Origin of the sequence: Rhodococcus sp. H29-C3, assembly GCF_030063405.1 — a bacterium.
Taxonomy (GTDB): Bacteria; Actinomycetota; Actinomycetes; order Mycobacteriales; family Mycobacteriaceae; genus Rhodococcoides.
Map to the genome: position 1 here is coordinate 164,836 of NZ_JASITC010000006.1, position 22,982 is coordinate 187,817.

21 protein-coding genes are annotated in these 22,982 nt (G+C 62.4%); 5 read left to right on the forward strand and 16 right to left on the reverse strand.

Annotation, left to right across the window (positions count from 1 at the left end):
- Positions 1–23: 23 nt before the first annotated feature.
- Genes QMK32_RS15965 through imuA' form a run of 3 tightly spaced genes read right to left on the reverse strand, consistent with a single transcriptional unit; the run spans position 24 to position 3,164 of the window.
- Positions 24–782 carry an alpha/beta fold hydrolase gene (locus tag QMK32_RS15965; RefSeq protein ID WP_502943638.1) on the reverse strand — a complete coding sequence of 253 codons (759 nt, stop codon included), beginning with the start codon at positions 780–782 and terminating at the stop codon, positions 24–26.
- 31 nt (positions 783–813) lie between these two features.
- Positions 814–2,367: a DNA polymerase Y family protein gene (locus QMK32_RS15970; protein ID WP_283476052.1), complete on the reverse strand. Its 1,554-nt coding sequence runs from the start codon at positions 2,365–2,367 to the stop codon at positions 814–816.
- A complete protein-coding gene (gene imuA' / locus QMK32_RS15975; RefSeq protein WP_283476149.1) occupies positions 2,364–3,164 on the reverse strand; it encodes a DnaE2-dependent mutagenesis accessory factor ImuA' in 801 nt (266 codons plus the stop codon). Before imuA' ends, QMK32_RS15970 begins: the two co-directional genes overlap by 4 nt.
- Positions 3,165–3,477: 313 nt before the next feature.
- On the opposite strand from imuA', the gene QMK32_RS15980 reads away from it, so the two are divergent.
- Positions 3,478–4,695 carry a serine/threonine-protein kinase gene (locus QMK32_RS15980; protein ID WP_269303045.1) on the forward strand — a complete coding sequence of 406 codons (1,218 nt, stop codon included), beginning with the start codon at positions 3,478–3,480 and terminating at the stop codon, positions 4,693–4,695.
- A gap of 7 nt (positions 4,696–4,702) precedes the next feature.
- On the opposite strand, the gene QMK32_RS15985 is transcribed toward QMK32_RS15980, so the two are convergent.
- From QMK32_RS15985 to QMK32_RS15995, 3 genes are all read right to left on the reverse strand, one after another.
- Complete coding sequence (locus tag QMK32_RS15985) at positions 4,703–5,350, reverse strand: response regulator (RefSeq protein WP_283476054.1); 648 nt, start codon at positions 5,348–5,350, stop codon at positions 4,703–4,705.
- Positions 5,347–6,645 carry an ATP-binding protein gene (locus QMK32_RS15990; protein ID WP_283476056.1) on the reverse strand — a complete coding sequence of 433 codons (1,299 nt, stop codon included), beginning with the start codon at positions 6,643–6,645 and terminating at the stop codon, positions 5,347–5,349. Before QMK32_RS15990 ends, QMK32_RS15985 begins: the two co-directional genes overlap by 4 nt.
- A gap of 68 nt (positions 6,646–6,713) precedes the next feature.
- Complete coding sequence (locus tag QMK32_RS15995; RefSeq protein WP_283476058.1) at positions 6,714–7,430, reverse strand: NADPH-dependent F420 reductase; 717 nt, start codon at positions 7,428–7,430, stop codon at positions 6,714–6,716.
- 97 nt (positions 7,431–7,527) lie between these two features.
- Here QMK32_RS15995 and QMK32_RS16000 point away from each other — a divergent pair, with 97 nt between their 5' ends.
- Both QMK32_RS16000 and QMK32_RS16005 read left to right on the forward strand, forming a co-directional pair.
- The gene (locus tag QMK32_RS16000) at positions 7,528–8,934 is read left to right on the forward strand and encodes a PspC domain-containing protein (RefSeq protein ID WP_283476060.1); all 1,407 of its coding nucleotides are present in this window, start codon (positions 7,528–7,530) and stop codon (positions 8,932–8,934) included.
- Positions 8,927–9,175: a hypothetical protein gene (locus QMK32_RS16005; RefSeq protein WP_283476061.1), complete on the forward strand. Its 249-nt coding sequence runs from the start codon at positions 8,927–8,929 to the stop codon at positions 9,173–9,175. The genes QMK32_RS16000 and QMK32_RS16005 overlap by 8 nt, the downstream gene beginning before the upstream one ends.
- 8 nt (positions 9,176–9,183) lie before the next feature.
- On the opposite strand, the gene guaA is transcribed toward QMK32_RS16005, so the two are convergent.
- The 4 genes from guaA to guaB all read right to left on the reverse strand — a co-directional run bounded on the left by guaA (position 9,184) and on the right by guaB (position 15,550).
- Positions 9,184–10,773 (reverse strand): glutamine-hydrolyzing GMP synthase, encoded by a 1,590-nt coding sequence (guaA, locus tag QMK32_RS16010; RefSeq protein ID WP_283476062.1) that lies wholly within the window; start codon positions 10,771–10,773, stop codon positions 9,184–9,186.
- Positions 10,774–10,841: 68 nt separating this feature from the next.
- Positions 10,842–12,572 (reverse strand): GMC oxidoreductase, encoded by a 1,731-nt coding sequence (locus QMK32_RS16015; protein ID WP_283476063.1) that lies wholly within the window; start codon positions 12,570–12,572, stop codon positions 10,842–10,844.
- Between the two features lie 250 nt (positions 12,573–12,822).
- Positions 12,823–13,962, reverse strand: coding sequence for a GuaB3 family IMP dehydrogenase-related protein (locus QMK32_RS16020; protein WP_269303030.1), 1,140 nt, complete (start codon positions 13,960–13,962; stop codon positions 12,823–12,825).
- A 64-nt stretch (positions 13,963–14,026) separates the two neighbouring features.
- Positions 14,027–15,550: an IMP dehydrogenase gene (gene guaB / locus QMK32_RS16025; protein WP_269303029.1), complete on the reverse strand. Its 1,524-nt coding sequence runs from the start codon at positions 15,548–15,550 to the stop codon at positions 14,027–14,029.
- 307 nt (positions 15,551–15,857) lie between these two features.
- On the opposite strand from guaB, the gene QMK32_RS16030 reads away from it, so the two are divergent.
- The gene (locus QMK32_RS16030) at positions 15,858–16,262 is read left to right on the forward strand and encodes a DUF5319 domain-containing protein (RefSeq protein ID WP_084348502.1); all 405 of its coding nucleotides are present in this window, start codon (positions 15,858–15,860) and stop codon (positions 16,260–16,262) included.
- Between the two features lie 114 nt (positions 16,263–16,376).
- Here the strand turns inward: QMK32_RS16030 and QMK32_RS16035 are convergent, their stop codons facing one another.
- The 3 genes from QMK32_RS16035 to QMK32_RS16045 form a co-directional block, all read right to left on the reverse strand.
- The gene (locus tag QMK32_RS16035) at positions 16,377–17,381 is read right to left on the reverse strand and encodes an anti-sigma-D factor RsdA (protein WP_283476066.1); all 1,005 of its coding nucleotides are present in this window, start codon (positions 17,379–17,381) and stop codon (positions 16,377–16,379) included.
- The gene (locus QMK32_RS16040; protein WP_084348435.1) at positions 17,374–17,952 is read right to left on the reverse strand and encodes a sigma-70 family RNA polymerase sigma factor; all 579 of its coding nucleotides are present in this window, start codon (positions 17,950–17,952) and stop codon (positions 17,374–17,376) included. The genes QMK32_RS16035 and QMK32_RS16040 overlap by 8 nt, the downstream gene beginning before the upstream one ends.
- 123 nt (positions 17,953–18,075) lie before the next feature.
- A complete protein-coding gene (locus QMK32_RS16045; protein WP_283476067.1) occupies positions 18,076–18,915 on the reverse strand; it encodes a hypothetical protein in 840 nt (279 codons plus the stop codon).
- An 814-nt stretch (positions 18,916–19,729) separates the two neighbouring features.
- Here QMK32_RS16045 and QMK32_RS16050 point away from each other — a divergent pair.
- Positions 19,730–20,023, forward strand: coding sequence for a WhiB family transcriptional regulator (locus QMK32_RS16050; protein ID WP_269303020.1), 294 nt, complete (start codon positions 19,730–19,732; stop codon positions 20,021–20,023).
- A gap of 91 nt (positions 20,024–20,114) precedes the next feature.
- Here the strand turns inward: QMK32_RS16050 and groL are convergent, their stop codons facing one another.
- The 3 genes from groL to QMK32_RS16065 form a co-directional block, all read right to left on the reverse strand.
- Positions 20,115–21,728, reverse strand: a complete 1,614-nt coding sequence (groL, locus tag QMK32_RS16055; protein ID WP_269303018.1) for a chaperonin GroEL — start codon at positions 21,726–21,728, stop codon at positions 20,115–20,117.
- A gap of 96 nt (positions 21,729–21,824) precedes the next feature.
- Positions 21,825–22,124, reverse strand: a complete 300-nt coding sequence (gene groES / locus QMK32_RS16060; RefSeq protein WP_008718149.1) for a co-chaperone GroES — start codon at positions 22,122–22,124, stop codon at positions 21,825–21,827.
- Positions 22,125–22,351: 227 nt separating this feature from the next.
- Entirely contained in the window at positions 22,352–22,891 is a 540-nt protein-coding gene (locus tag QMK32_RS16065) for a potassium channel family protein (protein ID WP_283476069.1), read from the reverse strand.
- Positions 22,892–22,982 lie beyond the last annotated feature (91 nt).

A 22,982-nucleotide genomic window follows, 5' to 3' on the forward strand; every position in this document is an offset into this window, starting at 1 on the left:
CTGCAGATACTAGAGCGCGAGAATCAGATTCGATCACGCATCAGGAATGGGAGCACGACGCTCTCGAATGACTGGTAGTCGTCACGATGGATGCTGTGACCGGTCTCGAATGCCACAACCTGACACGAGCGGATCTCACCGGTGAGCATGGCGAGCCTGTCGGCATCGACCATCCCGCCCGGGCCACCGCGAAGCACGAGTGTCGAGGCAGTGATGTCCGGCAACCGGGACCACCACTGAGCGTTGGGTCGGCGAAACTGAGCAAGAGCAGGTTTGGTCATCGAACGGTCGAATGCGAAGACAGCGCGCGGATGCCTGACGATGCTGGAACCCGCGTGCCAGAGTTCGGTGATGGTGGGCAGGCGGCCGGTGAGCGACGGTGGCGCATCTCCCGGCCGAATCGGAATAGGCATCTCCTCGACTACGAGGGACCGAACCGATGCGGGGCGCTGCTGCGCCACCACCGACACTGCGTATGCGCCTAATGAATGCCCGACCAGATCTACCTGCGCCAGCCCGAGATGGTCGAGCACAGCCGCAACATCGCCGCCGAAAGCATCGAACGAGTAGTCGTCGGCGTGTGCACTGCGTCCGTGTCCGCGCAGATCGACCGTGACTACCCGACGACCCGCACTGGTGAGTACGCCGGCGAAACGGTCCCAGGTGCTGCTGTCACCGCCCATGCCGTGCACCAACACGGTAGGAACAGGATCGGCTCCACCGAAATCTCGGTAGGCGATGTCGACGCCGGACACATCGAGTAATTCCACGTCGATACTCACAGTCCCGAGAGTAGCCGCGCTCTCTTCCACCTTATTCGTAGATGCCTTCGACTCGCCAAACACTTCTCTCGTACACCAACAGCAGAGCGCGGTTCTCCTCGAGAAGCACCTGCACACGCGCACCGAGGCTACCCACGACCGGATCCCACCAACGCTCGTCGAGGGACCACGGGCCGGCCCACCCGTGCAGGGTCCACCTCTTGCTACCCCACCGAAGCCCCACGGGTGCCGTGTCGAAACCACCTCGATCGGTGACGTGTACACCGTTGCCGCCGCCGTCTTCCAGAGCGACCTCTGGGCGTGTCTGCATTACTGCCGCAGGAGCTGGATGTGGCAACCTGCCCGGCCACGGGGCAGCGGGATCGAGCAGCGGGACCAGCTCATCGCCGAGCGAACGAAGCGTCACTCGCTCCACCGGCCCACGTCCCCCGCTGAGTACCCCTACCTTGACCGCATCACCACCGAGGAGACCTTGTACTCGTACCAGCGCCCGCCGAGCACGCTCGTCCTCGTCACCGACACTTCCCCACAAGCCCAGCTGCAGCTCACCTGCCGCAACGACCTCTACCGGTTCGAGCCTCAGAAGAATGATTCCTGCCGTCGGACGACTCTCGCTGCGCCCGGTCAGCCACCCGTCCAATTGCCACCGCACCCGATCTGCGGTTCCTTCCGGAGTCAGCGGCTCGGCGCACCGCCAGATACGCGACAGATTCTCACCGTTTCCGGTGGATGCATGAACGAGGAGTCGGGTGCAGGCCACAGCCGCCGCGGCAAGCGTGCGGTGTAGCTTTTCGGCCATACCTCGGCCGGCGAACGCAGCGGCGTCGACGCGATCGATGGGCGGGTCGCAGCGGTGTTCCACGTTCAGATCGGGCGGCAACGCACGCGCCGACGGTGGACGCTCCGGCTCACCTCGCGCACTGCGGTGAGCGAGAACCGCATCGGACCCGAACCGGGATGCCACCTCCCCTGGCATGAGCGCCGCAAAATCACCGATAGTTCGTAAACCCAAGCGACGCAACAGGTCTATCAACTCTCCACGGTCCGCTGCGGCAAGGCTCGGCTCCGCTGCAAGCTCGGCAACCGGGAGTGGAGAGAGAAAACGCGCAGCACCGCCCCGAGGGACGACTGCAGCATGACGAGCTGCAATGACGGCCGTCGTCAACTCGTCGGCGATTCCGATCTGGCATTCAACCCCCGCACCCGAAGCCTGATCGATCAATCTTTCGGCAGCCTTGTGCTCCGACCCGAAATATCTGCTCACCCCACGCGCACTCAGAATCAACAAACCCGGACGCAACACCTCCACACCTGGCGCGACAGCATCGATGGCCGCCGCGACCGGCTCGAACAAGCGCCCATCCCTATCCGAATCTGCCGTCGCCACATACACATCCGGACATCGCGCCTGTGCCTCACGACGACGTAAGCCTCGGCGGACCCCTGCCGCCCGTGCCGGTGCCGAGCATGCAATCACCCGATTGGCCGAGGTGACCACCACAGGATGAGTCGCCGGCAGATCGGCCACCGCCGCAGCTGCGACGGCAGGCCAGTCCGGACACCACAGCGCTACGACGCGGCTCATGCCAGGACCGCAAGATCCGTCTCGGTACTTCCGTTGTCTGTCGTACTGTCTACCTGCGCTGCGACCGACCATTCGATACGGCCGCGCTCGAGACGAAGATCGAAGCACGTACTACGCGGCCGCATCGCTTTGCCCTGCGCACGTACCTCCAACTGTAGATTCCGTAAACGCCCACGCCCCGAGCGAACTCCGGTGCCGAATCCGTTGTAGCTGCGCACCTCCGCATCCAAACGTAACTCCACACCGTCCCAGTGGCCGTCGGTGACCAGAAGCGTCGCCCCTTTGCTGCGCGCCCGTGCGACAACCGCACGCGCACGCGAAGGAGGCACCGAACGACCGCCGAGACCGAGCACGACGAGATCGAGCCCGTCCAACAGAATTGCCGCTACCTCGACCGGGTCATCCCCCGGATCGGGTACGACGGCCAATCTCCGTAGTTCTGCACCCATTTCGACAGCTGCGAGCAAACCGAACCGCGGTTGCCCCACCACTGCGACATGCCCACCCGACGCGGTGACCGCCGCCACCATGCCGAGCAGCAGCGAACCTGCGCCCGAGACCGCGGCGACGGACCCGCGTGCCAAGCCGCCGTAAGGAAGCATGGCCGCCAGTGCAGGAGGGACCGCCAGTACCGCTTTGCTTCGCACAGGGTCAACCCCCCGCGGGGCGGATGTTGCCGGCTCGACGCGGGGCCGGATGACGGGTTCGATAGGTTGCCTGACGGAGCGGGTCTCACCACGTGCTGGAACCGATGCCATGCGTCGCCTCAGATGCTCGACGCGTTCGGACAACGTCATTTCCGTCAGGGACGCTTCGGACTGGGACACCTCAGACTGGGACAACTCTGATGAGGAGTCGGTAGCACTCATGGAAGCACCGGTAGAAAAAGTCATGCGTACTCCCCGGAAATTGGCGAAAAAAGTACACTCGAACCAGCTCTCGGGGCAGCGGGGAAGTCTTACCCTTCGAACACATTTTCGAATTCCTATCCAGTAAAGCCGCTGCGGCGATCCACGTCAAGACGGACGCGAAAGCCCAGGTGGAGGGGTCGACAACGGACTGCCGACAGTGCTGTCGGCACGGACGTCGATAGTCAACTAACCTGTGATCGTGACCGAGAAGCAGCGCACCGTCAGGGTCGTCGGACCCGACTTCCTACTCGCAGGCAGGTACCGACTCGCGTACAAGCTGGGTGGGGGCGGAATGGGCGCGGTCTGGCTTGCTCAGGACACGCTGCTAGACCGGAAAGTGGCTGTCAAACAAGTCACGTCCACTGCACGCCTCAGTGATCGCGCCGCACGCGAAGTGCGCAATCGAGCCATGCGTGAAGGCAGGATCGCAGCGCGATTGTCGAGTCTGCACGCCATCTCCATGCACGACGTCGCGATCGAAGACGGCGAGCCCTGGCTCGTGATGGAATACATGCCGTCGAGGAGCCTCGCGCAGGCACTCAACACCGCCGAAACACTGCCACCGTACGAAGTTGCGCAGATCGGCGCTCAAGTCGCCGACGCACTCACCGAAGCACACGAGGCAGGTATCGTCCATCGCGACATCAAACCGGGCAACATCCTGATCGCCGATCGTGGACGCACCCTCGGTGTCGTCAAGATCAGCGACTTCGGTATTTCGCGCGCCAAAGGTGATGTCGAGGAATCGGATTCGAGTGTCATCACCGGAACTCCTGCCTATTTCGCTCCAGAAGTGGCCCGGGGACAGGATCCCACCGAAGCAAGTGACGTCTTCTCTCTCGGGGCGACGCTTTATACCGCGATCGAAGGAAAACCGCCGTTCGACATCGACCAGGACTCCATCGCACTGCTGCATCGCGTCGCCAGGGGCCAAATAATTCCGCCCACTCGATGCGGTGACCTGACCGAGCCACTGCTGCACATGCTCGAACCCGATCCTGCTCGCAGACCGACCATGGCTCAGGCACGCGACGAGATCATTCGACATGCGATCAGCGGCCGAGCAAACATCACCCAATTACGTGGAGTCCCGGTGACATCGGCCAGCGGGGTCGTTCCGGCCTGGGCTCATCGCTCCACCCCGGTATCGGAATCGCGACGCCCTTCGCGAGAATTCGGAAACACGATTGCCGGCCTTCCTGCCGTTCGGTTCAGCGATCGAACCGAAGGTGAGACGCCGACCCCGTATGCTCCACCACCGTTCGATCCTCCGCGGAAGAAGAATCCACTCGAGGTGGTACTCGATCGAATAGATCACATAGTCGACGACCGGATCGACGTCCCGCCCGAGGCCGTCCTCGCTGCACTGATCGTCACTGTGGGACTCGTGATCGTGCTGATCATCGCCCTACTCTGAGAAATGATCAATCGATACGACGCTTGTGAGCCCACCTGGTCAACGCATTGCGATTGGACTGCTGCGTCTTACGTAGCACGTTCGAAGCATGCGTCTCGACGGTCTTCACCGAGATGAACAGGTCCTCGGCGATCTCACGGTAGGTATAACCGCGCGCAAGCAGACGCAGAACTTCGAGTTCACGAGGGGTGAGTGAATCGAGTTCGGGATCGAGTGGCGGTTCGGGGACATTCGACTTACCCGTGAACGAGTCGAGCACGAAGCCTGCGAGACGCGGGGAGAACACGGCGTCCCCACCGGCAACGCGTCGTACCCCGTCGGCGAGTTCGGACCCTGAGATCGTCTTCGTGACGTAACCCCGCGCACCTGCACGGATGACGGCGATGACGTCTTCGGCCGCGTCGGAGACCGACAACGCCAGACAGACAGGACCGGTGGTGATGCGTTCGAGAACGGCGACGCCGCCGCCGTCGGGCATGTGGACGTCGAGCAGCACGACATCGGGCTTCGTCGACTCGATACCGGCAACCGCGTCGGCCACTCCGCCCGCTTCCCCCACGACCTCGATGTCACTTTCGCGACCCAACTCGGTGCGAACTCCGGAACGAAAAACTGCATGATCGTCGACGAGAAAGACACGAAAGGTGTCGGTCACCTGGGCTGCTCCTGCGGTATCGATTGGCTTGTCGGCTCGGTCCGGTCGTTGTTCGGAGAAGTCGTCGAGGTGTGCTCGCGGGGCATCAAGATCCGAACTTCGGTTCCCTTTCCCACAGTGGAGCGTATCGAGACTTCGCCGCCGCGTCGCTCGATTCTCCCCCGAATCGACTTGGCGAGTCCCTGACGGCCCATCGGTACGAGGTTCTCGTCGAATCCGCTGCCGCGATCACGAACGAACACGGTCACTCGGTGGGGCTCGGTTTCGGCGAACAAATCGATGTTGATTTCGCCCGAATGTTTCGCCGCATTGACCAGCGCCTCGCGAGTCGCGCCGAGCAGCGCGGTGAAATGCTCTCGGGGCAAACCGGAATCGGAATCTTCGAGCTCCAGCTGCACATCGCCGACGGTGATGGGACGCACCGTGACGCCGTACTGGTCCTCGACCTCACCCGAGATCGTCTTCAATGCCTCGGCGAGGCTCGTGTGGTCGGAGTCGCGATCTTCGAACAACCACTTGCGCAGTTCACGCTCCTGCCCGCGTGCCAATCGCATTACTTCCTGCGGATGATCGGACTGCTTCTGTATCAGCGCCAGCGTCTGCAACACCGAGTCGTGCAGATGAGAAGCGATTTCTTCGCGCTCGTCGTTGCGGATGCGAGCAGACCGCTCGGCGTTCAGCGCCCGCCACATTCGCAGCCAGACCGGAACCGTCAACAACGCGGCACCGACCAGCGTGACGATCACTGCCAGCAACGACGAACGCAACGAGGCCAAGTCGACCCGAGCCAAAACGACGACACCGAGTCCGAGGACGATCAGCGTCGCGCCGCCGACCACACGTGCCCAACTGAGCACCGTCGGCTTCTTCGGCATACCGAGAATCGAACGCGGTCCCTCGGAATCGAATTCGCGCCAGACCAGCGCTGCGCCGACAACGACGACCACTATCGGGGCAAGGACCGACGCAGCAGTTCCGTCGAGCAGCCACGCCAACCCGGCAGCCAAACCGAGCCCGATGGCGGCGAGCCCTAGAGCCCGCTGTCGTTCGGCGCTACTCGGACGATCCACGTCCGTTCCGACCGGACTGAAAATCCACAGGAGGCCGTACGCGAGGATTCCCGCCCCCGCCATGATCGCCAGCAATGCAAATGCAACGCGGACTTTGAACACGTCCACACCGAGATGGTCGGCAACACCGCCGGCGACTCCGCCCACTATGCGTCCACCGCCACGCCGATGGAACTTGGCGGGTTCGTAGCTTCTGGCGGAAGCGAGCGGGTCGACAGGGTGCACGATTCGATCCTGGCACGAAACGACCATCCCGCGCATCAGGGTCTCCCCTGATCTCTATGCAGATCTTTCTATGCAGATTCAGCGCGCCATTCCGGTGCGCGATCCGTTGTGGCTTCCGCCAGCGCTACCTTCACGCCGTCCGCATCGAAGTCCTTTCCGTACACGGGAGTACCGGGCTGCTGACGCCACGAATCCGCTAGCGTGCCGCCGTCGACAGGGTCGAAGCCCAGCTGATCGACGACGTCGAACACCAAGGCCTTGCCGGGTCCGTCTGCACCGGCAACAGGGAGCGCGATCCGACTGGCTGTACTCTTCGGCTGCCCCTTCTCCAGTAGGTGCTTCCAGTAGATTCCGTTGAACACCTTGATGACATCGGCACCGAGCGAGCCGAGATGTTCTGCTACCCAGACGCTTTCCGGCTTGCCGTTCTCGATGTCGGCGATGAGGCCGTCACGTTGCTGAGGGTAGTAGTTGTTGGTCTCGATGATCGGGGCACCGTCTTTGGCGGCGTCGAGGATGCCTGCGGGCAGGTCGGGAACGTTCTTCTGCGGGATACTCACGATCACCAGATCGGCATCGAAGGCCGCTTCGGAACTCCACACTGCGTGTGCGCCGGTCTCCGCTGCCAGATCGGACAGGGTCTCAGGGGACCTCGAGTTCGATACCCGTACCTCGTGCCCGAGCGCACTGAGCCGCCGCGTCAGTGTGCCACCGATGAATCCTGCGCCGATGATTCCGATTTTCACTTGAAAAACTCCTTCGTTGTGCGAATGACTTTCTGACAAGCACAACCTCCATCGAAGGCCGATTCATTCCTACCCGACGTGAATATCAGGGCTATCCCTGATGTGCTCGACGCAGCAACCCGCCACGATGGTCTACATGAGCAATGCAACCGTCTCCGAGCAGCTCCAACAGATGTGGCGCACCCGCCCCTACCGGTTGCCACAGAGGGGCCATATCGCGGGTGTCGCGGCCGGCATCGGATACCGCTACGGCGTCGACCCTGTTCTCATTCGTGTCGCACTCGTCGTCGGGACGATCTTCGGCGGCGCCGGAATCGTTCTGTACCTCGCCGCATGGTTGCTGTTGAGCAAAGCGGGTGATTCCGCCTCTGCGGCACAATCACTGGTCGGCAAGGGCACCAGCACGAAGACGATCGTTCTGGTAGTTGCGTTGATCATCGCCGTCACGACGATCGGTCCCGCCGGATTCGGTCTCGACGGTTCGGGGCTGGTCAGTACGCTCGCCCTCCTCGGCGGCCTGTGGCTTCTGCACCAGCGCCGTCCCGAGCCGCCTGAGTTCCTCCCGGACGGATCCACCGCTTATCCCCCAGGCGGAGCCTCTGCCTATTTCCCAGGCGGAGCCTCTGCCTACCCACAGTCGAATTTTCCGATCTCCTTCAATACGCCGTACAACTCCTCGCCGTATAACTCGTCCGCCCAGCAGAACTACTGGGGAGCAGTGCAGCATCGCCCTGGGCAGCATGACGCCGGTCGAGGCGGGTATACCCCGTACACGACGCTTCCCAAGAGTTATGTCCCCACTCCACCACCGGCGACGGAGGTTGATCTCACCAAATCGACTCTTCCGCAAGATCTTTCCGAGCCACCGACACCCCCTTCGTGGGATCCGCTCGGAGTCGCTCCGTTCGCCTGGGACCTCCCCGAACCCGCAGCAGCAACTGCGCCCGAGATCATCGAGAAGAAGAAGCGCTCACGGTGGACATCGAGCTTCATCGGACTCGCTTTGCTGGCCGCAGCTCTTACCGGAGCCATTGCTGCAAGCAGTGAATCGACGTGGCTCACCCCGGCGCGGATCGCCGCAGTCGCCCTCGCGGTGGTCGCGACCGGCTTGATTCTCGGCGCATTCCTGCGAAAGGGTTACGGCCTCCTGATCGTGACCGGCCCGTTGGTGGCATTCGTGGTGTTCGCGTCGATAATCGGACCTATCTCCTTCGACAGCCAGTACGCGGGCCAACAACAATATCGACCGACGACGATGGCAGAACTCCAATCCGAATACACCGTGCAGGGCGGCGATCTCCAACTCGACCTGCGCGGTCTGGACCTCACCGAGGACCGAACGATCTCTGTCGACGTCACGGCAGGGAACGCGAAAATTTCCGTTCCTGACTGGATGAACATCCGAACCGATTGCACGTCCATCGCGGCCAGCACGAAGTGCGGCCCCACCGGTGTGCAGCAAGGCAACTCGCCCGATAACTCGTCGATCCTGACCATAGAGGGATCAGCGCGGGCCGGCAATTTGGAGGTACTCCGTGGCTGAATCCTGGCAGTACGGCGACAGCGACGACGACACCACCCTGGAGAATCGAGCCCGAACACGGCCGTCCGCTCTACTTTTCCTCGTCGGACTCGCGGCAGCGATAGTCAGCGTCTGCGCACTTGTCGGCCCAGGCGCCATCGTCTCGCTCGGCAATGTGCAGTTCCGCTGGGTATTCGTAGTAGCGGCGATCGTGGTGGGAACGGCGCTACTGCTTACCCCTGGACGAAAAGGTAAGCAGTAGCACCATTTTCACTCCCACTCGATGGTGCCCGGCGGCTTGCTCGTCACATCGAGAACGACTCGGTTGACCTCCGGTACCTCGTTGGTCACCCGGGTCGAAATCGTTTCGAGGACCTCGTACGGCAACCGCGTCCAGTCTGCTGTCATCGCGTCTTCGCTCGACACCGGACGAAGAACGATCGGATGGCCGTAGGTACGACCGTCTCCCTGAACACCGACGCTGCGCACATCAGCGAGCAGCACGACCGGGCACTGCCATATCTGGTTGTCGAGATCCGCCATCGTCAGTTCCTCGCGCACGATGGAATCGGCATGACGCAGCGTGGCGAGTCGATCGCGGGTGATTTCACCGACGATGCGAATGGCCAGTCCCGGTCCCGGGAACGGCTGGCGTGCGACGAGATCCTCCGGCAAGCCCAGTTCACGCCCCACTGCTCTGACCTCGTCCTTGAACAGCGCACGGAGCGGTTCGACGAGGGTGAACTGCAGATCGTCGGGCAGACCACCGACATTGTGATGGCTCTTGATGTTGGCAGTTCCGGAACCGCCCCCGGACTCGACGACATCGGGGTACAAGGTTCCCTGCACGAGGAAGTCGACGCCGCTCCCCTGCTCGGCGTTCTCGCCGAGGACCTCGGACACTGCGCCTTCGAAGCTGCGAATGAACTCGCGGCCGATGATCTTGCGCTTTTCCTCCGGGTCGGACACGCCCTCGAGCGCACCCAGGAAAGTGTCCACGGCATCGACAGTGACGAGCTTGGCGCCGGTAGCAGCAACGAAGTCTTGCTGAACCTGCTCGCGTTCGCCTTCACGCAACAGACCGTGATCGACGAACACACAGGTCAGCCGGTCGCCGATTGCGCGCTGCACCAGTGCTGCTGCCACTGCGGAGTCGACGCCTCCCGACAATCCACAGATAGCGCGACCACTGTCACCGACCTGCTCTCGTACTCGTTCGACGAGCGCGTCGGCGATATTGGCTGCCGTCCAATCGGGCTTGATTCCCGCGGTCTCGTAGAGGAATCGACGAAGGACTTGCTGGCCGTGGGGCGAGTGCATCACCTCGGGGTGATACTGCACCCCGGCAAGACGCCTCTCCGTGTTTTCGAACGCAGCAACGGGCGCACCGGCACTGGTTGCGGTGACGGTGAATCCGTCGGGTGCCTCGGTGACTGCGTCACCGTGGCTCATCCAGACCGGCTGCGTCGAAGGTAGGCCGCCGTGGAGGACTCCGCCGTCGACGGAGAGTTGAGTGCGTCCGTACTCCCTCGTCCCGGTGTGCGACACCGTGCCACCGAGAGCTTGGGCCATGGCCTGGAATCCGTAGCAGATACCGAGGACCGGCACATCGAGGTCGAAGACCTTGGCGTCGAGAGCCGGTGCATCTTCTGCGTACACGCTCGACGGGCCACCGGACAGCACCAGGGCGATCGGATTCTTCGCGGCGATCTCTTCGACGGTTGCCGTATGTGAGATCACTTCCGAGTACACGTGTGCCTCACGGACTCGACGCGCGATGAGCTGCGCGTATTGAGCACCGAAATCGACGACGAGTACGGGGCGGGGCTGGGCTGGATCAGGCTGCGGCGTGGCGGTCACCCGATCAGCTTAGTGGGAAGGCCCGGGAGAGCGACGCAGCCACTCGACCGGGACGACGCGACCAAGGATCACGCACCTTCCGACATGGCGGTCTTGGACGATCGAATCTCCACGATCGGCAGACGCAACGCCGCCGGCGCCGATACAGGGACAACTGGGCTGACGGGCGCGATCGGGTCGATCCGTCGGTACGGCTCACCTTGACGTGGACGCAGATCCTGCTCGCCCTTGTTCGGCCACAACGCCGCGGACCGCTCTGCCTGCGCACTGATGGTGAGTGACGGATTGACTCCGAGATTGGCCGATACGGCCGAGCCGTCGACCACGCTCATCGTCGGGTAACCGTACACACGCTGGTACGGATCGATGACTCCGTGCTCGGCATCCGAGCCGATCGCGCAGCCGCCGAGGAAATGGGCAGTGAGCGGGATGTTGAACAGCTCACCCCACGTTCCGCCGGCAACGCCGCCGATCTTTTTCGCTACCCGACGCGTCGCATCGTTGCCTTCGGGGATCCACGTCGGATTCGGCTCGCCGTGGCCTTGTCTGCTCGAGACCTTGCGTCCGAAGAGACCGCGCTTGGTGAACGTGGTGATCGAGTTGTCGAGGTTCTGCATCACCAAAGCAATGATGGTGCGCTCGCTCCAATTCTTGACGCTGACGATTCGCACGAAGTCGAGAGGATGTGCGAGCGCAGTGAAGAGGAATTTCAGCCACCGCGGGATACGTCCTCCCCCGTCGGTCATCAGGGTCTGCAGCAAGCCCATCGCGTTGGAACCCTTGCCGTATCGCACTGGCTCGATGTGCGTGTTCGGCGACGGGTGGAACGACGACGTGATAGCCACGCCGCGCGTCAGATCCATCGCCGGATCGACCTTCAACTTGGCAGCGCCGACAATGGATTCGGAGTTGGTACGAGTCAACTCACCGAGCGTGCTCGACAGCAATGGCAAAGCGCCGTCGTCCTTCATACGATGCAACAGATTCTGGGTGCCCCAGGTCCCTGCGGCCATGACGACGTGGGCGGCGGTGTACGTCCTGGCACCCTTGCGTATCCACGCTCCGGTCCGCTCGGTGGCAACGTCCCACGTACCGTCCGGAAGCGACCGGAGACCACTCACGGTTGTCATGGGGATGATGTCGGCTCCGGCACGCTCCGCGAGCGCGAGGTAGTTCTTCAGGAGTGTGTTCTTTGCCCCGTGCCTGCACCCGGTCATGCACTCGCCGCACTCGATACAGCCGGTGCGTTCAGGCCCCACACCTCCGAAGTAGGGATCGGCGACCTTCTTGCCCGCCTCGTCACCGAAGAACACACCGACCGGGGTCTGGATGAACGTCTCGCCAACGCCCATGTCCTCGGCGACGGACTTCATGACCTCGTCTGCAGGTGTCATGTGGGGGTTGCGGACTACCCCGAGCATGCGCGTGGCCTGGTCGTAGAACGGGGTGAGCTCACTGTTCCAGTCGGTGATGTGGGCCCACTGCTTGTCCTTGAAGAACGACTCCGGCGGCTGATAGAGCGTGTTGGCATAGTTGAGCGAACCGCCACCGACACCCGCGCCCGCGAGGATCAGGCAGTCACGCAACAAGTGCACACGCTGAATGCCGTAGCACCCGAGCTTGGGCGCCCACAGAAAACGCTGGAGGTCCCAGCTGGTCTTGGCGAAGTCCTTGTCCTCGTACCGGCGACCGGCTTCGAGAATCCCGACACTGTAGCCCTTCTCCACGAGCCGCAACGCGGTGACGCTGCCACCGAAGCCTGATCCGACGATCACAACGTCGTAATCGGTCTTACGCATCCTTCGACCTCCACCTCGTACGTGCCGCAACCAGCCTTGCGTGCCGAACCCGCCACACCTCGATGTGATCGAGACCACATAATAGGTGACAGAAAGCGCGACCTGACCACAGGGCTGTGACAGTTGACACTCGATACTTTAGCTGTAACCGCCGGTATCACCATCTTCGGGGCCGATCTACCTCGAAAACGGCACTAAAAAGGCGCGCACCCGGTGAGCCAGGGTGCGCGCCTCTCGGTAGCGACGAAGATCAGCCTCTGACGTTCAGGCCCACCTTCTGAAACTCCTTCAAATCGGAATAGCCCGACTTTGCCATCGAACGACGCAGTCCACCGACAAGATTGATCGAACCGTACGGCTCACTCGAGGGCCCGTGAAGCACCTGGTCGAGGCTTGGGCGCTCTCCTGCCGCAACCGGCAACAGTGCACCGCGAGGCATGGATGGATGCGCGGCCGCCGACGGCCAGTACCAACCCCTACCGGGAGCCTCCGCTGCTGCAGCGAGTGGAGCACCGAGCACCGCGGCATCCGCACCACACGCGATGGCCTTCGCCAACCCACCCGAAGTGGTGATGTCACCGTCGGCGATCACATGGACGTAGCGTCCGCCGGTTTCGTCGAGGTAGTCCCGCCGTGCGGCAGCGGCGTCCGCAATCGCAGTCGCCATCGGCACTCCGATGCCCAGCACCTCACCCGTCGTCGTGCCGCCCTCCACAGAGCCGTACCCGACGATCACGCCCGCCGCACCGGTCCGCATCAGATGCAGCGCAGTGCGATGATCACTGACGCCACCCGCGATCACGGGAACGTCGAGATCTGCAATGAACGTCTTGAGGTTCAATGGTTCGTCGTCGCTGCGCGCGACGTGCTCGGCGGAGATGATCGTGCCCTGAATCACCAGAAGATCGATGCCGGCCGCAACCAGTGCAGGAGTCAAGCTTCTCGCGCTCTGTGGACTCACCCGAACTGCCACCGTCACCCCAGAGGCACGAACCTGCGCGATGGCGGCGGCAAGTAGTTCAGGCTGCAGCGGAGCCGCATGCAGCTTCTGCAGAAACGCTACCGGCGCATCGGCGTCGAAATCACTTCCGGCGATCGCAACCAACTCATCGATCTTCGCTTGAACATCGGTGTGCCGAGCCCACAATCCTTCGCCGTTGATGACTCCGAGCCCACCCTGCTTACCGAGTTCGATAGCGAATTCAGGTGACACCAAAGCATCGGTGGGGTGAGCCAACACCGGAATGTCGAAGCGGTATGCATCGAGCTGCCAGGCCGTCGAGACCTCCTTCGACGACCGTGTACGCCGGGACGGCACAATGTCGACGTCCTCGAGCTGGTAGGTGCGCCGGGCTTCTCTGCCCATGCCGATTTCAACGAGGTCGCGCACGGGTGCGCCCCTTTCTCGTGAGTTACAGGTGAAGTGCTTCAGCACGCCGGATCGGCGCGGCGCATCACCGAGAGGTGTAGTTGGGAGCTTCCGCAGTCATCGTGACGTCGTGCGGATGGCTTTCCTTCAGGCCCGCAGCGGTGATCTGCACGAACTGCGCGTTCTGCAATTCCTCGATGGAGTTGGACCCGGTGTACCCCATGGCTGCACGCAAACCACCGGTGAGCTGATGAATTACCTGAGACAACGGCCCTCGGTACGGCACGCGCCCCTCGATGCCCTCCGGAACAAGCTTGTCCTCGGCCAGCACATCGTCCTGGAAGTAGCGATCCTTGGAGAACGACTTGGCAGCACCACGGCCCTGCATTGCCCCGAGCGAACCCATCCCACGGTAACTCTTGAACTGCTTGCCGTTGACCAGAATCAGCTCACCGGGCGACTCGGCGGTACCTGCCAGAAGTGATCCAAGCATCGCGGTCGACGCACCCGCTGCAAGGGCCTTGGCGATGTCGCCGGAAAACTGAAGTCCGCCATCGGCGATCACGGGAACGCCGTGCGGTTTACAGACTGCAACGGCTTCGAGGATTGCCGTGATCTGAGGCGCGCCCACACCCGCAACGACGCGAGTGGTGCAGATCGATCCGGGTCCGACCCCGACCTTCACCGCATCCGCTCCGGCTTCGACCAAGGCCAACGCGCCAGCGCGAGTGGCAATGTTGCCGCCGACGATCTGAACGCGTTCGCCGACCTCGGCTTTGAGCTTGCTGACCATCTCGAGGACCTGCGAGTTGTGGCCGTGTGCGGTATCGACGATGAGTACGTCCACACCGGCGTCGGACAGCGCCATCGAGCGCGCCCATGCATCCTCACCGACACCGACCGCGGCACCGACGAGCAACCGACCGTCGCGATCCTTGGTGGCGAACGGATGCTGCTCCGTCTTGACGAAATCCTTGACCGTGATCAAACCGGTCAGCGCACCCTGCCCGTCGACGATCGGCAACTTCTCGATCTTGTGACGTCGAAGGAGCCCCAGCGCTGCATCCGCCGTCACACCCTCACGGGCGGTGATCAGAGGTGCTTTCGTCATAACCTCGTCGACTCGGCGATTCTGGTCGACCTCGAAACGCATGTCGCGGTTGGTGATGATGCCGACCAGGGCACCGGTCTCATCGGTCACCGGCAGGCCGGAGATACGGAACCGAGCACACATCGCATCGACTTCGGCGAGAGTGTCGGTGGGCTTGCATGTCACCGGATCGGTCACCATGCCTGCCTCGGACCGCTTGACCGTCTCCACCTGCGCAGCTTGATCCAGCAGCGACAAGTTGCGGTGCAGCACGCCCATTCCACCTGCGCGCGCCATGGCGATGGCCATGCGCGCCTCGGTGACGGTGTCCATCGCCGAGCTGACGAGGGGAACTCGAAGTCTGATGTCGCGGGTTATCTGACTCGACGTGTCCACTGCGCTCGGAATCAGATCTGACGCAGCGGGCAGCAGTAGGACGTCATCGAAGGTGAGACCGAGCATGGCGACCTTGTTGGGATCGTCGCCACCGGTACGGACATGGGCTCCTGGACTACTCATGTGGATCTGGCCCTCCCTAGAGCCTGGGTGCGCATCGAGCCGCGTCGAGGAGACGCGATACGCGATACGCGAGGTGCGTGTGGAAAGAGAACGGATGGAGTACATGTTGCGTGCGCGCGCTCGGCCGCGGCGCCTTGTGCCATGGTATCGGCTCCGCACCGCCAGCGTGAACGCGCACTGTGAAGCCGCCCCAGACGCTCTGTGAGGCGGGCCGGAACCGGCGAAATCAGACGAATCGAGCATGTTTGTCGGCAACTCGAACGTGAACGGCTGGCGCATACCCACCAGTCCTGCGTACCGTGGAGGCGTGCGCGATCAATTGCCTCCAGGTTTACCTCCGGATCCGTTCGCCGGTGACCCCGCCGACCCATCGGCCGCCCTCGACGCTATCGAGCCGGGACAGCCGTTGGATCCTCAGGAGCGGTTAGCCGTCGAGGAGGATCTGGCTGATCTGGCCGTCTACGAAGCACTTCTCGGCCACCGCGGTATTCGTGGTCTCGTCGTGTGCTGCGAAGACTGTCAGCAAGACCACTACCACGACTGGGACATGCTGCGAGCGAACCTGCTCCAACTGCTGGTCGACGGTACGGTCCGCCCCCACGAGCCCGCATACGACCCGGTACCGGACGCGTATGTGACGTGGGACTACTGCCGTGGCTTCGCAGATGCCTCGATGAACGATGCCCTACACAGCGACGGGTTCGACAGCTGACCTACACGTAAATCTGAGCTCGTCCCCACGACAACCGAGACAGGCCCGACACGAGAACTTCGTGCCGGGCCTGTCTTTTCGTGTCCGTCTTCTCGGACGTGTCTGCGCTTGGACCTAACTGCCGTCGAGTGTCTCCGCGCGCGGCTGCGACGTGCCTTCCCCACCGTTCGACCCACTCGCAGCTGCCGTGGTGGGACTCGGTTCCTTGACGACCGTCGGGGACGGCGGCGCGGTCTCGGTGACGGGCGGTGCAGATGTCGCCGGTGATCCGGTCTGGGTAGCCACCGGTGGCGGCACCTCGACCGGTGACGTCTGCACCGGCGGAAGCGGCAACTCCTGCGTCGGCACCTGCATCGGCGGGATGTCGGACGGAACATTCTCCGGCAGCGGCAAGATCGAATCCGTCGCGGGTGGTACAAACGGCGGAAGAGCAGGAAGCGTAGGGATCAACGCTTGCAGTTGATCCATCAGACGGTGCAGCCACATTTCGAGATCGGATCGTTGGGCTTGGTCGGTGACCGAATCCGTTGTCGAAGTCGCTCCGTTGAGCAGAGTGCGAGCGCCCTCGACATCACCGGCGGCAATCAATTGCTCAGCCTGCTCCAACTTGGACGTCGTATCGATTTGTGCCACTGTCGAATCCGCCTGCTGAGCGAACACCACCGACTTGACGCTCCACAGCGGATCACCCGGCGCGGAGTTGTACGAGAAAACGACCAACCCGCCCATCACGACGGCGATAGCTGCGGCAGCACCGGCAACCGGACGTAGGAAACTGGATCGACCCCGACGGGAGTTTCTCCGAGACAGATCCGCAGCAGCGATCTCCTGCTCGACAGCAACCACGACCTCGTCGACGCTTGGGCTGCTGGGCAGCGCAGGCGAGTTGACCTCGGCTCTCCAACCGGCCAACAGCAACGCGAGGCGGTACTCGTCTGCACTGTCCGTGGAGACCGGGCCATCACTCCGAAGTGCCTCGATGAACTGGTCGTCACGACGCACTGCAGCGATGTCGACGGGACCCGCATCGGTGTATGGGTCATTTCCGGGCGATGGGGACGACGACCCGTCGGGTCGACCGATACGGGGAATGCCATCACGGCCGTTGTTCCTAGCCATACATTTCACCCGCTTTCACAACTTCGTTCTTCAACTTCGCGAGGGCTCGATGTTGAGCCACGCGGACAGCGCCTGCAGTACTCCCGACTGCTGCCGCAGTTTCCTCTGCCGACAATCCGACGACAAGGCGAAGCACGAGAATCTCGCGATGCTTCGCCGGGAGGGTTCCCAGCAGTGCAGTCATCTGTCGGCTCGACTCGGATTCCAGAGCGCGCTGCTCGGGTCCGTGTTCAGTGGAGACGACATCTGGTACTTCGGCGGCTGGGTCCGATTTGTTACGTGACGCGCTTCGGTGTGCATCTGCAACCTTGTGAGCGGCAATGCCGTACACAAAGGCCATGAACGGTCTGCCCTGATCCTGATAGCGAGGCAAGGCGGTCATGACTGCCAAGCAGACCTCCTGCGCTACATCGTCTGCCGAGAGTTGACCACGCTCGGCGGACCCCACTCGGGCGCGGCAATACCGCACGACCAGTGGACGAATGATTTCCAATACCCGGGAGAGCGCAGCTCTTTCGCCCTGCGCAGCAGCAACGACGAAGGAGTCCAACTCCTCACCCGTGTTGTTCATCGCTCAAGGATTCCCCGCGTTACAGTGACGCCGCCCGGATCGACTGGCGCTTCCACCCGCAGGTGGAACCTAGTAAGGATAGCTACCCTCCCCGTTCATAATCGAACCGCTCGGTCCGTGACGTCACACAGCGATAACGTCGCCACCCCGTCGGCCGAGAAGTGCAGCACTCTCGGCGACGACCTTCTTTGCGGCGCTCCCCTCGCAGATGCCGTCCAACAGCATGGCACTCGCCCACCGCAATGGTAGAAGTCCGAGCTCCGAACAGGCATCGAGCACCGAGTAGGCCAGCGCGCGCGCACCGTCGAGGTCCCCCACCGAGCTGTACGCGGCGGCGACAATCAGCTCGGTTTTCACTCGGTGCCGTAACGAAACGATATCGGTCGCACGTTCGCGTGCATCGAGTGCGTGTCGCACAGCCGCGGAGCCGTCGCCCGAGAACATCGCCAGCTCTGCCGCGACCCATCGAAGTCTCAGCTGTGGTCGCCACAGATCCCAGCTCGAGTACTGCGCGAGCGTATTACTACATCTGTCGAGAAATGCCGAGGACAAGGCGAATCGCCCCGAACCCAGTGCATCGGCGGCCAGCCCGGTGAGCGCATCGCATCGGGCCTCGACCAGCAATGGGCACTCGACTCCGCCGGCCACGCCCACTCGCGCAATGGCGAACCCGTCGAATCGCGTCGCAGTACGGTGATCACCGATCTGTCTCGACCACGACCCGCGTGTCGACCCAGCAAGCGAGAGCACGGTGCGCCCCGTCGGGAGCACGTTCTCGAGCGAGTCCAGTTCGGCGCGACCCAGCGCGTACCGCCCCTGTCCCCCCAGCACGATCGCTCGAAGCCACGTCGAAGTCGGGTCGTGCGCCGACGGGAGCGGCCACAAACCAGGATTCGCCCCGAACGCGGCACCCCGTAAAATGTCGACCGCCGTCGGGACACGTTCTGTATCGGCCAGGTGCACCGAGCAAGAGTACCTTCGGGCAAAACCCGGGCTCGAAGGCTTGATACCGCCGAGCACAAGGGAATGTGGTTTTTGTTCCGGACAGCTCGACCATTTCCTTGTTTCGCAAACTGAATTCGAACTTTTCCGCGATTTGTTTCACAGAATTAACAATTTATTCTGCGATGAATGCGTGAGCAATGCAGACCGTGTGTGAACAGAAGGTTAAACGGTACCTCTTTTACGCCGGCCAGCACCTGGTCCCGAAGAGAACGTGCTGGATATGGACGAGACCAACGCTTTCTCTACCTTCGTTTCGAACTCGACTGACGCCCGAATCGTTCACGCGCGCAGATTTGCGAGGGACTCTCACGCTTGTGTAGCGCAGCCTCAGCCGCTCTAGCTGCAAGGATGCTGGAATTCTCCGGTCAGTTCTCACTACTGATCCCGTGGCGGCCCACCGGGGTGCACGACCCTGTGTTGCATGACGAGGGTGGAGACACACCCGTCGGCGCTGCGGCACGGCGGCTTCTTCGACCGTTCCGCCATGCACGAGATTGTTCCGAAGTAAATAACCAACAAGTAAAAGTTTCGCGATTGCCTATGCACATCGACACGATGAGAAACTATTGACTCGTTTTCCTCTACTCACATAACGTTGTGGATGTTCCGACAAAGTCGGTGCACGCGTACCGACCCGAACTTCAATCATGCTCAGTTCTTCTCACGGGCCTTGTAAAGAAAAGTTCACGTCGACACCGATGCCAGCCCCGCTTGCCGCTCTTCCACACTCGCCGACTTCACGAAGGACGCGAGCCGCACCCTAGGAGTAGCCATGCCACAGCCGAACCACCTCCCTGGGCCCAATGCCGACATCTGGGACTGGCAGATGCACGGCCTGTGCCGTGGAGTCGACTCGTCGATGTTCTTCCACCCGGATGGGGAGCGAGGACGCGCTCGCGCTCAGCGAGAGATGCGCGCCAAGGAAATGTGCCGCGGTTGCCCAGTACTCGCACAATGTCGTACACATGCGCTCAGCGTTTCCGAACCATACGGAATCTGGGGAGGAATGTCTGAGAACGAGCGGGATATCCACGTCCGACACACCCGCCGTCGAATCGCTGTGTAGCCGGAGAGCTCGCGACGAAGCGCAACAAGAACGCGATGGACCCCCTCCATTTCGGAGGGGGTCCATCGCGTTTGTTCGTACAGCGTGTCGATCAGTGGTTGTGGCCGTGCCCGCCCGCAGGCTCCTCGTAGTCGACCGGCTTCTCGACGATCGCGCTTTCGGTCGTCAGAATCATCCGTGCGACCGAGGCAGCATTGACGACTGCCGAGCGAGTCACCTTGACCGGGTCCACCACGCCGTCGGCGAGTAGATCTCCGTAGGTCAGAGTCGCGGCGTTGAAGCCGTGGCCCTTGGGGAGTTCGGCGACCTTGCTGATCACGACGGAACCGTCGACACCAGCGTTGGCTGCGATCCAGAACAGCGGCGCATTCAGGGCCGTACGCATGACTGCGACACCGGTAGCCTCGTCACCCGTCAGTCCGAGATTGTCCACGAGCGAAAGCGCAGCCTGCGTCAGCGCCGACCCTCCACCGGGAACAATGCCTTCTTCGACCGCAGCCTTGGCCGCATTGACCGCGTCGTCGACGCGGAACTTGCGTTCCTTGAGCTCGGTCTCGGTTGCTGCGCCCACCTTGATGACCGCAATGCCACCGGACAGCTTCGCGAGGCGCTCCTCGAGCTTCTCCCGATCCCAGTCCGAGTCGGTGTTCTCGATCTCGCGACGCAACTGTCCGACACGTGCATCGATGTCGACCTGAGTGCCCGCTCCGTCGACGATCGTGGTGTCGTCCTTGGTGACGACGACGCGACGCGCCTGACCGAGAAGCTCGAGTCCTGCTTCCTTGAGACTGAGGCCGACATCGGCTGTGATGACCTGTGCTGCCGTCACCACTGCCAGGTCGTCGAGGAACGCCTTGCGACGATCACCGAAGAACGGTGCCTTGACGGCAACGGCCTTGATGGTCTTGCGGATGGAGTTCACCACGAGTGTCGAGAGAACTTCGCCCTCGATGTCCTCGGCGATGATCAGCAGTGGCTTGCCACTCTCGGCGACCTTTTCCAGCAACGGAAGGAAGTCGGGAAGGGAGGTGATCTTCTCGCGGAAGAGCAGAATGTACGCGTCCTCGAGAACAGCCTGCTGTGCATCGAGATCGGTCACGAAGTACGGCGACAGGTAGCCCTTGTCGAACTGCACACCTTCGGTGACCGTCAGTTCGGTGCTCAGAGTCGAGGACTCTTCGACCGTCACCACGCCGTCGGAGCCGACACGGGTGAGTGCCTCGCCGACCAGTTCGCCGATCTCGGGGTCGCGTGAAGACACTGTCGCAACCTGGGCGATGGCCTCTTTGCCCTCGACCGGAGTAGCGGCAGCGCGGAGCGCCTCGGCAACCTTGTCTGCAGCCTTGGCGATTCCCGATCCGAGTGCTATCGGGTTCGCGCCGGCGGCGATGTTCTTGAGTCCGCCGCGAACGAGTGCCTGTGCAAGCACTGTTGCGGTGGTGGTTCCGTCGCCTGCGACGTCATTGGTCTTGGTCGCGACGCTCTTGACGAGCTGGGCACCCAAGTTCTCGAACGGGTCTTCGAGGTCGATCTCACGGGCGATCGAGACACCGTCATTGGTGACCGTTGGGCCACCGAAAGCTTTGGCCAGCACAACGTGCCGTCCACGGGGTCCGAGCGTCACCTTGACCGCGTCGGCGAGTTTGTCGACTCCACGCTCGAGGGCGCGGCGAGCTTCCTCGTTGAATCGGATTTGCTTTGCCATGTTTTCGGTGTTTCTCCTTCGAGTCGGGACTCGATCGAACGCACTCCGCCCCGGGACCGAAGTGAATCGGGTTCCGGGGCGGGGTGCGTATATGACTTACTTGGCGATGACGGCCAGCACGTCGCGTGCCGACAGAATCAGGTACTCCTCGCCGGCGTACTTGATCTCGGTGCCGCCGTACTTGCTGTAGATGACGGTGTCGCCTTCTTTGACGTCGACCGGGATCCGGTTGCCCTTTTCGGTGACACGGCCTTCGCCGACTGCGACGACGGTGCCTTCCTGAGGCTTCTCCTTGGCTGTGTCGGGGATGACCAGACCGGAGGCGGTCGTCGTCTCGGCCTCATTGGCCTGGACGAGGATCTTGTCCTCGAGCGGCTTGATTTTCACGCTCGCCACGTTGAGCCCTCCATTGTTACGGGGTGCGCGTCCGGGGTCGGATCCCCGGACAGCTGTGTTTGATCGTGCTGTTGTGCATCTTCTACGTTCGTAGCTCTGCGCTCGTTCCCGTCGTCGCGGGTGCCGGGAACTCACTCAGTGCCAACTAGCACTCTATACACGCGAGTGCCAGCACTCAAGGTCTGGGTTCTCCGACGTCGAAGACTCGACCCTGCCTCGCGCACCGATCAGCCGACGTTTCGCGCTTGCCCTCGCCTGATCGCGGCCAACAGGAGTCGGCCGCCGAGCGCGATGATCACCAGATTCCCCACTATCTGTAGCGAAACGACAGCGCGGGCAGAATCGGTGGATGCGGCAATATCACCGAACCCCACGGTGGAAAACACGGACAGGGTGAAATAGAGGCTGCCCATCCGGGACACCGGCTCGGTGAAATTGTCGGACGCCGCTTCGGCCATCAGGTAGTAAACGGTGGAAAAACCGATGAGATATATCGGAACGATTGCCGCAGTGGCTTCGATCGCCTGGATTGTCGGATAGTCGGCCTTCAGAATTTTCGCGACCTGCCATGCGAACACGACGCCGACCCCGATCAGTACGACGGCAAGGATGGTGAGGGACCCGACGTCGGCGGCACCGTTCATCGGGGCGACGAAGTAGAAGGCAGTCAAAAGGACTGCTGTGACGACGGGTCGAAACAGTGCGCGGCACAGAAGTACACGCCGTTCCTTCTCGCCCAGCCGGGAATAGGGCGTAGAACCAGCCAAATTCGCCCCTCGAGAGAATTGATCGAAACGCAGACCTCCTTGTCATAGCGGTATCTCGGTGCGAAAGTTCACGTTTTTTCGAAAAATTCTG

Excerpts from the sequence above, each read along its gene's own strand:
- QMK32_RS15970 (WP_283476052.1), bottom strand. The coding sequence starts at position 2,367 with ATGAGCCGCGTCGTAGCGCTGTGGTGTCCGGACTGGCCTGCCGTCGCA.
- imuA' (WP_283476149.1), bottom strand. The coding sequence starts at position 3,164 with ATGACGTTGTCCGAACGCGTCGAGCATCTGAGGCGACGCATGGCATCG.
- QMK32_RS16000 (WP_283476060.1), top strand. The coding sequence starts at position 7,528 with ATGAGCAATGCAACCGTCTCCGAGCAGCTCCAACAGATGTGGCGCACC.
- QMK32_RS16015 (WP_283476063.1), bottom strand. The coding sequence starts at position 12,572 with ATGCGTAAGACCGATTACGACGTTGTGATCGTCGGATCAGGCTTCGGT.
- guaB (WP_269303029.1), bottom strand. The coding sequence starts at position 15,550 with ATGAGTAGTCCAGGAGCCCATGTCCGTACCGGTGGCGACGATCCCAAC.
- QMK32_RS16035 (WP_283476066.1), bottom strand. The coding sequence starts at position 17,381 with ATGGCTAGGAACAACGGCCGTGATGGCATTCCCCGTATCGGTCGACCC.
- QMK32_RS16040 (WP_084348435.1), bottom strand. The coding sequence starts at position 17,952 with ATGAACAACACGGGTGAGGAGTTGGACTCCTTCGTCGTTGCTGCTGCG.
- QMK32_RS16050 (WP_269303020.1), top strand. The coding sequence starts at position 19,730 with ATGCCACAGCCGAACCACCTCCCTGGGCCCAATGCCGACATCTGGGAC.
- groL (WP_269303018.1), bottom strand. The coding sequence starts at position 21,728 with ATGGCAAAGCAAATCCGATTCAACGAGGAAGCTCGCCGCGCCCTCGAG.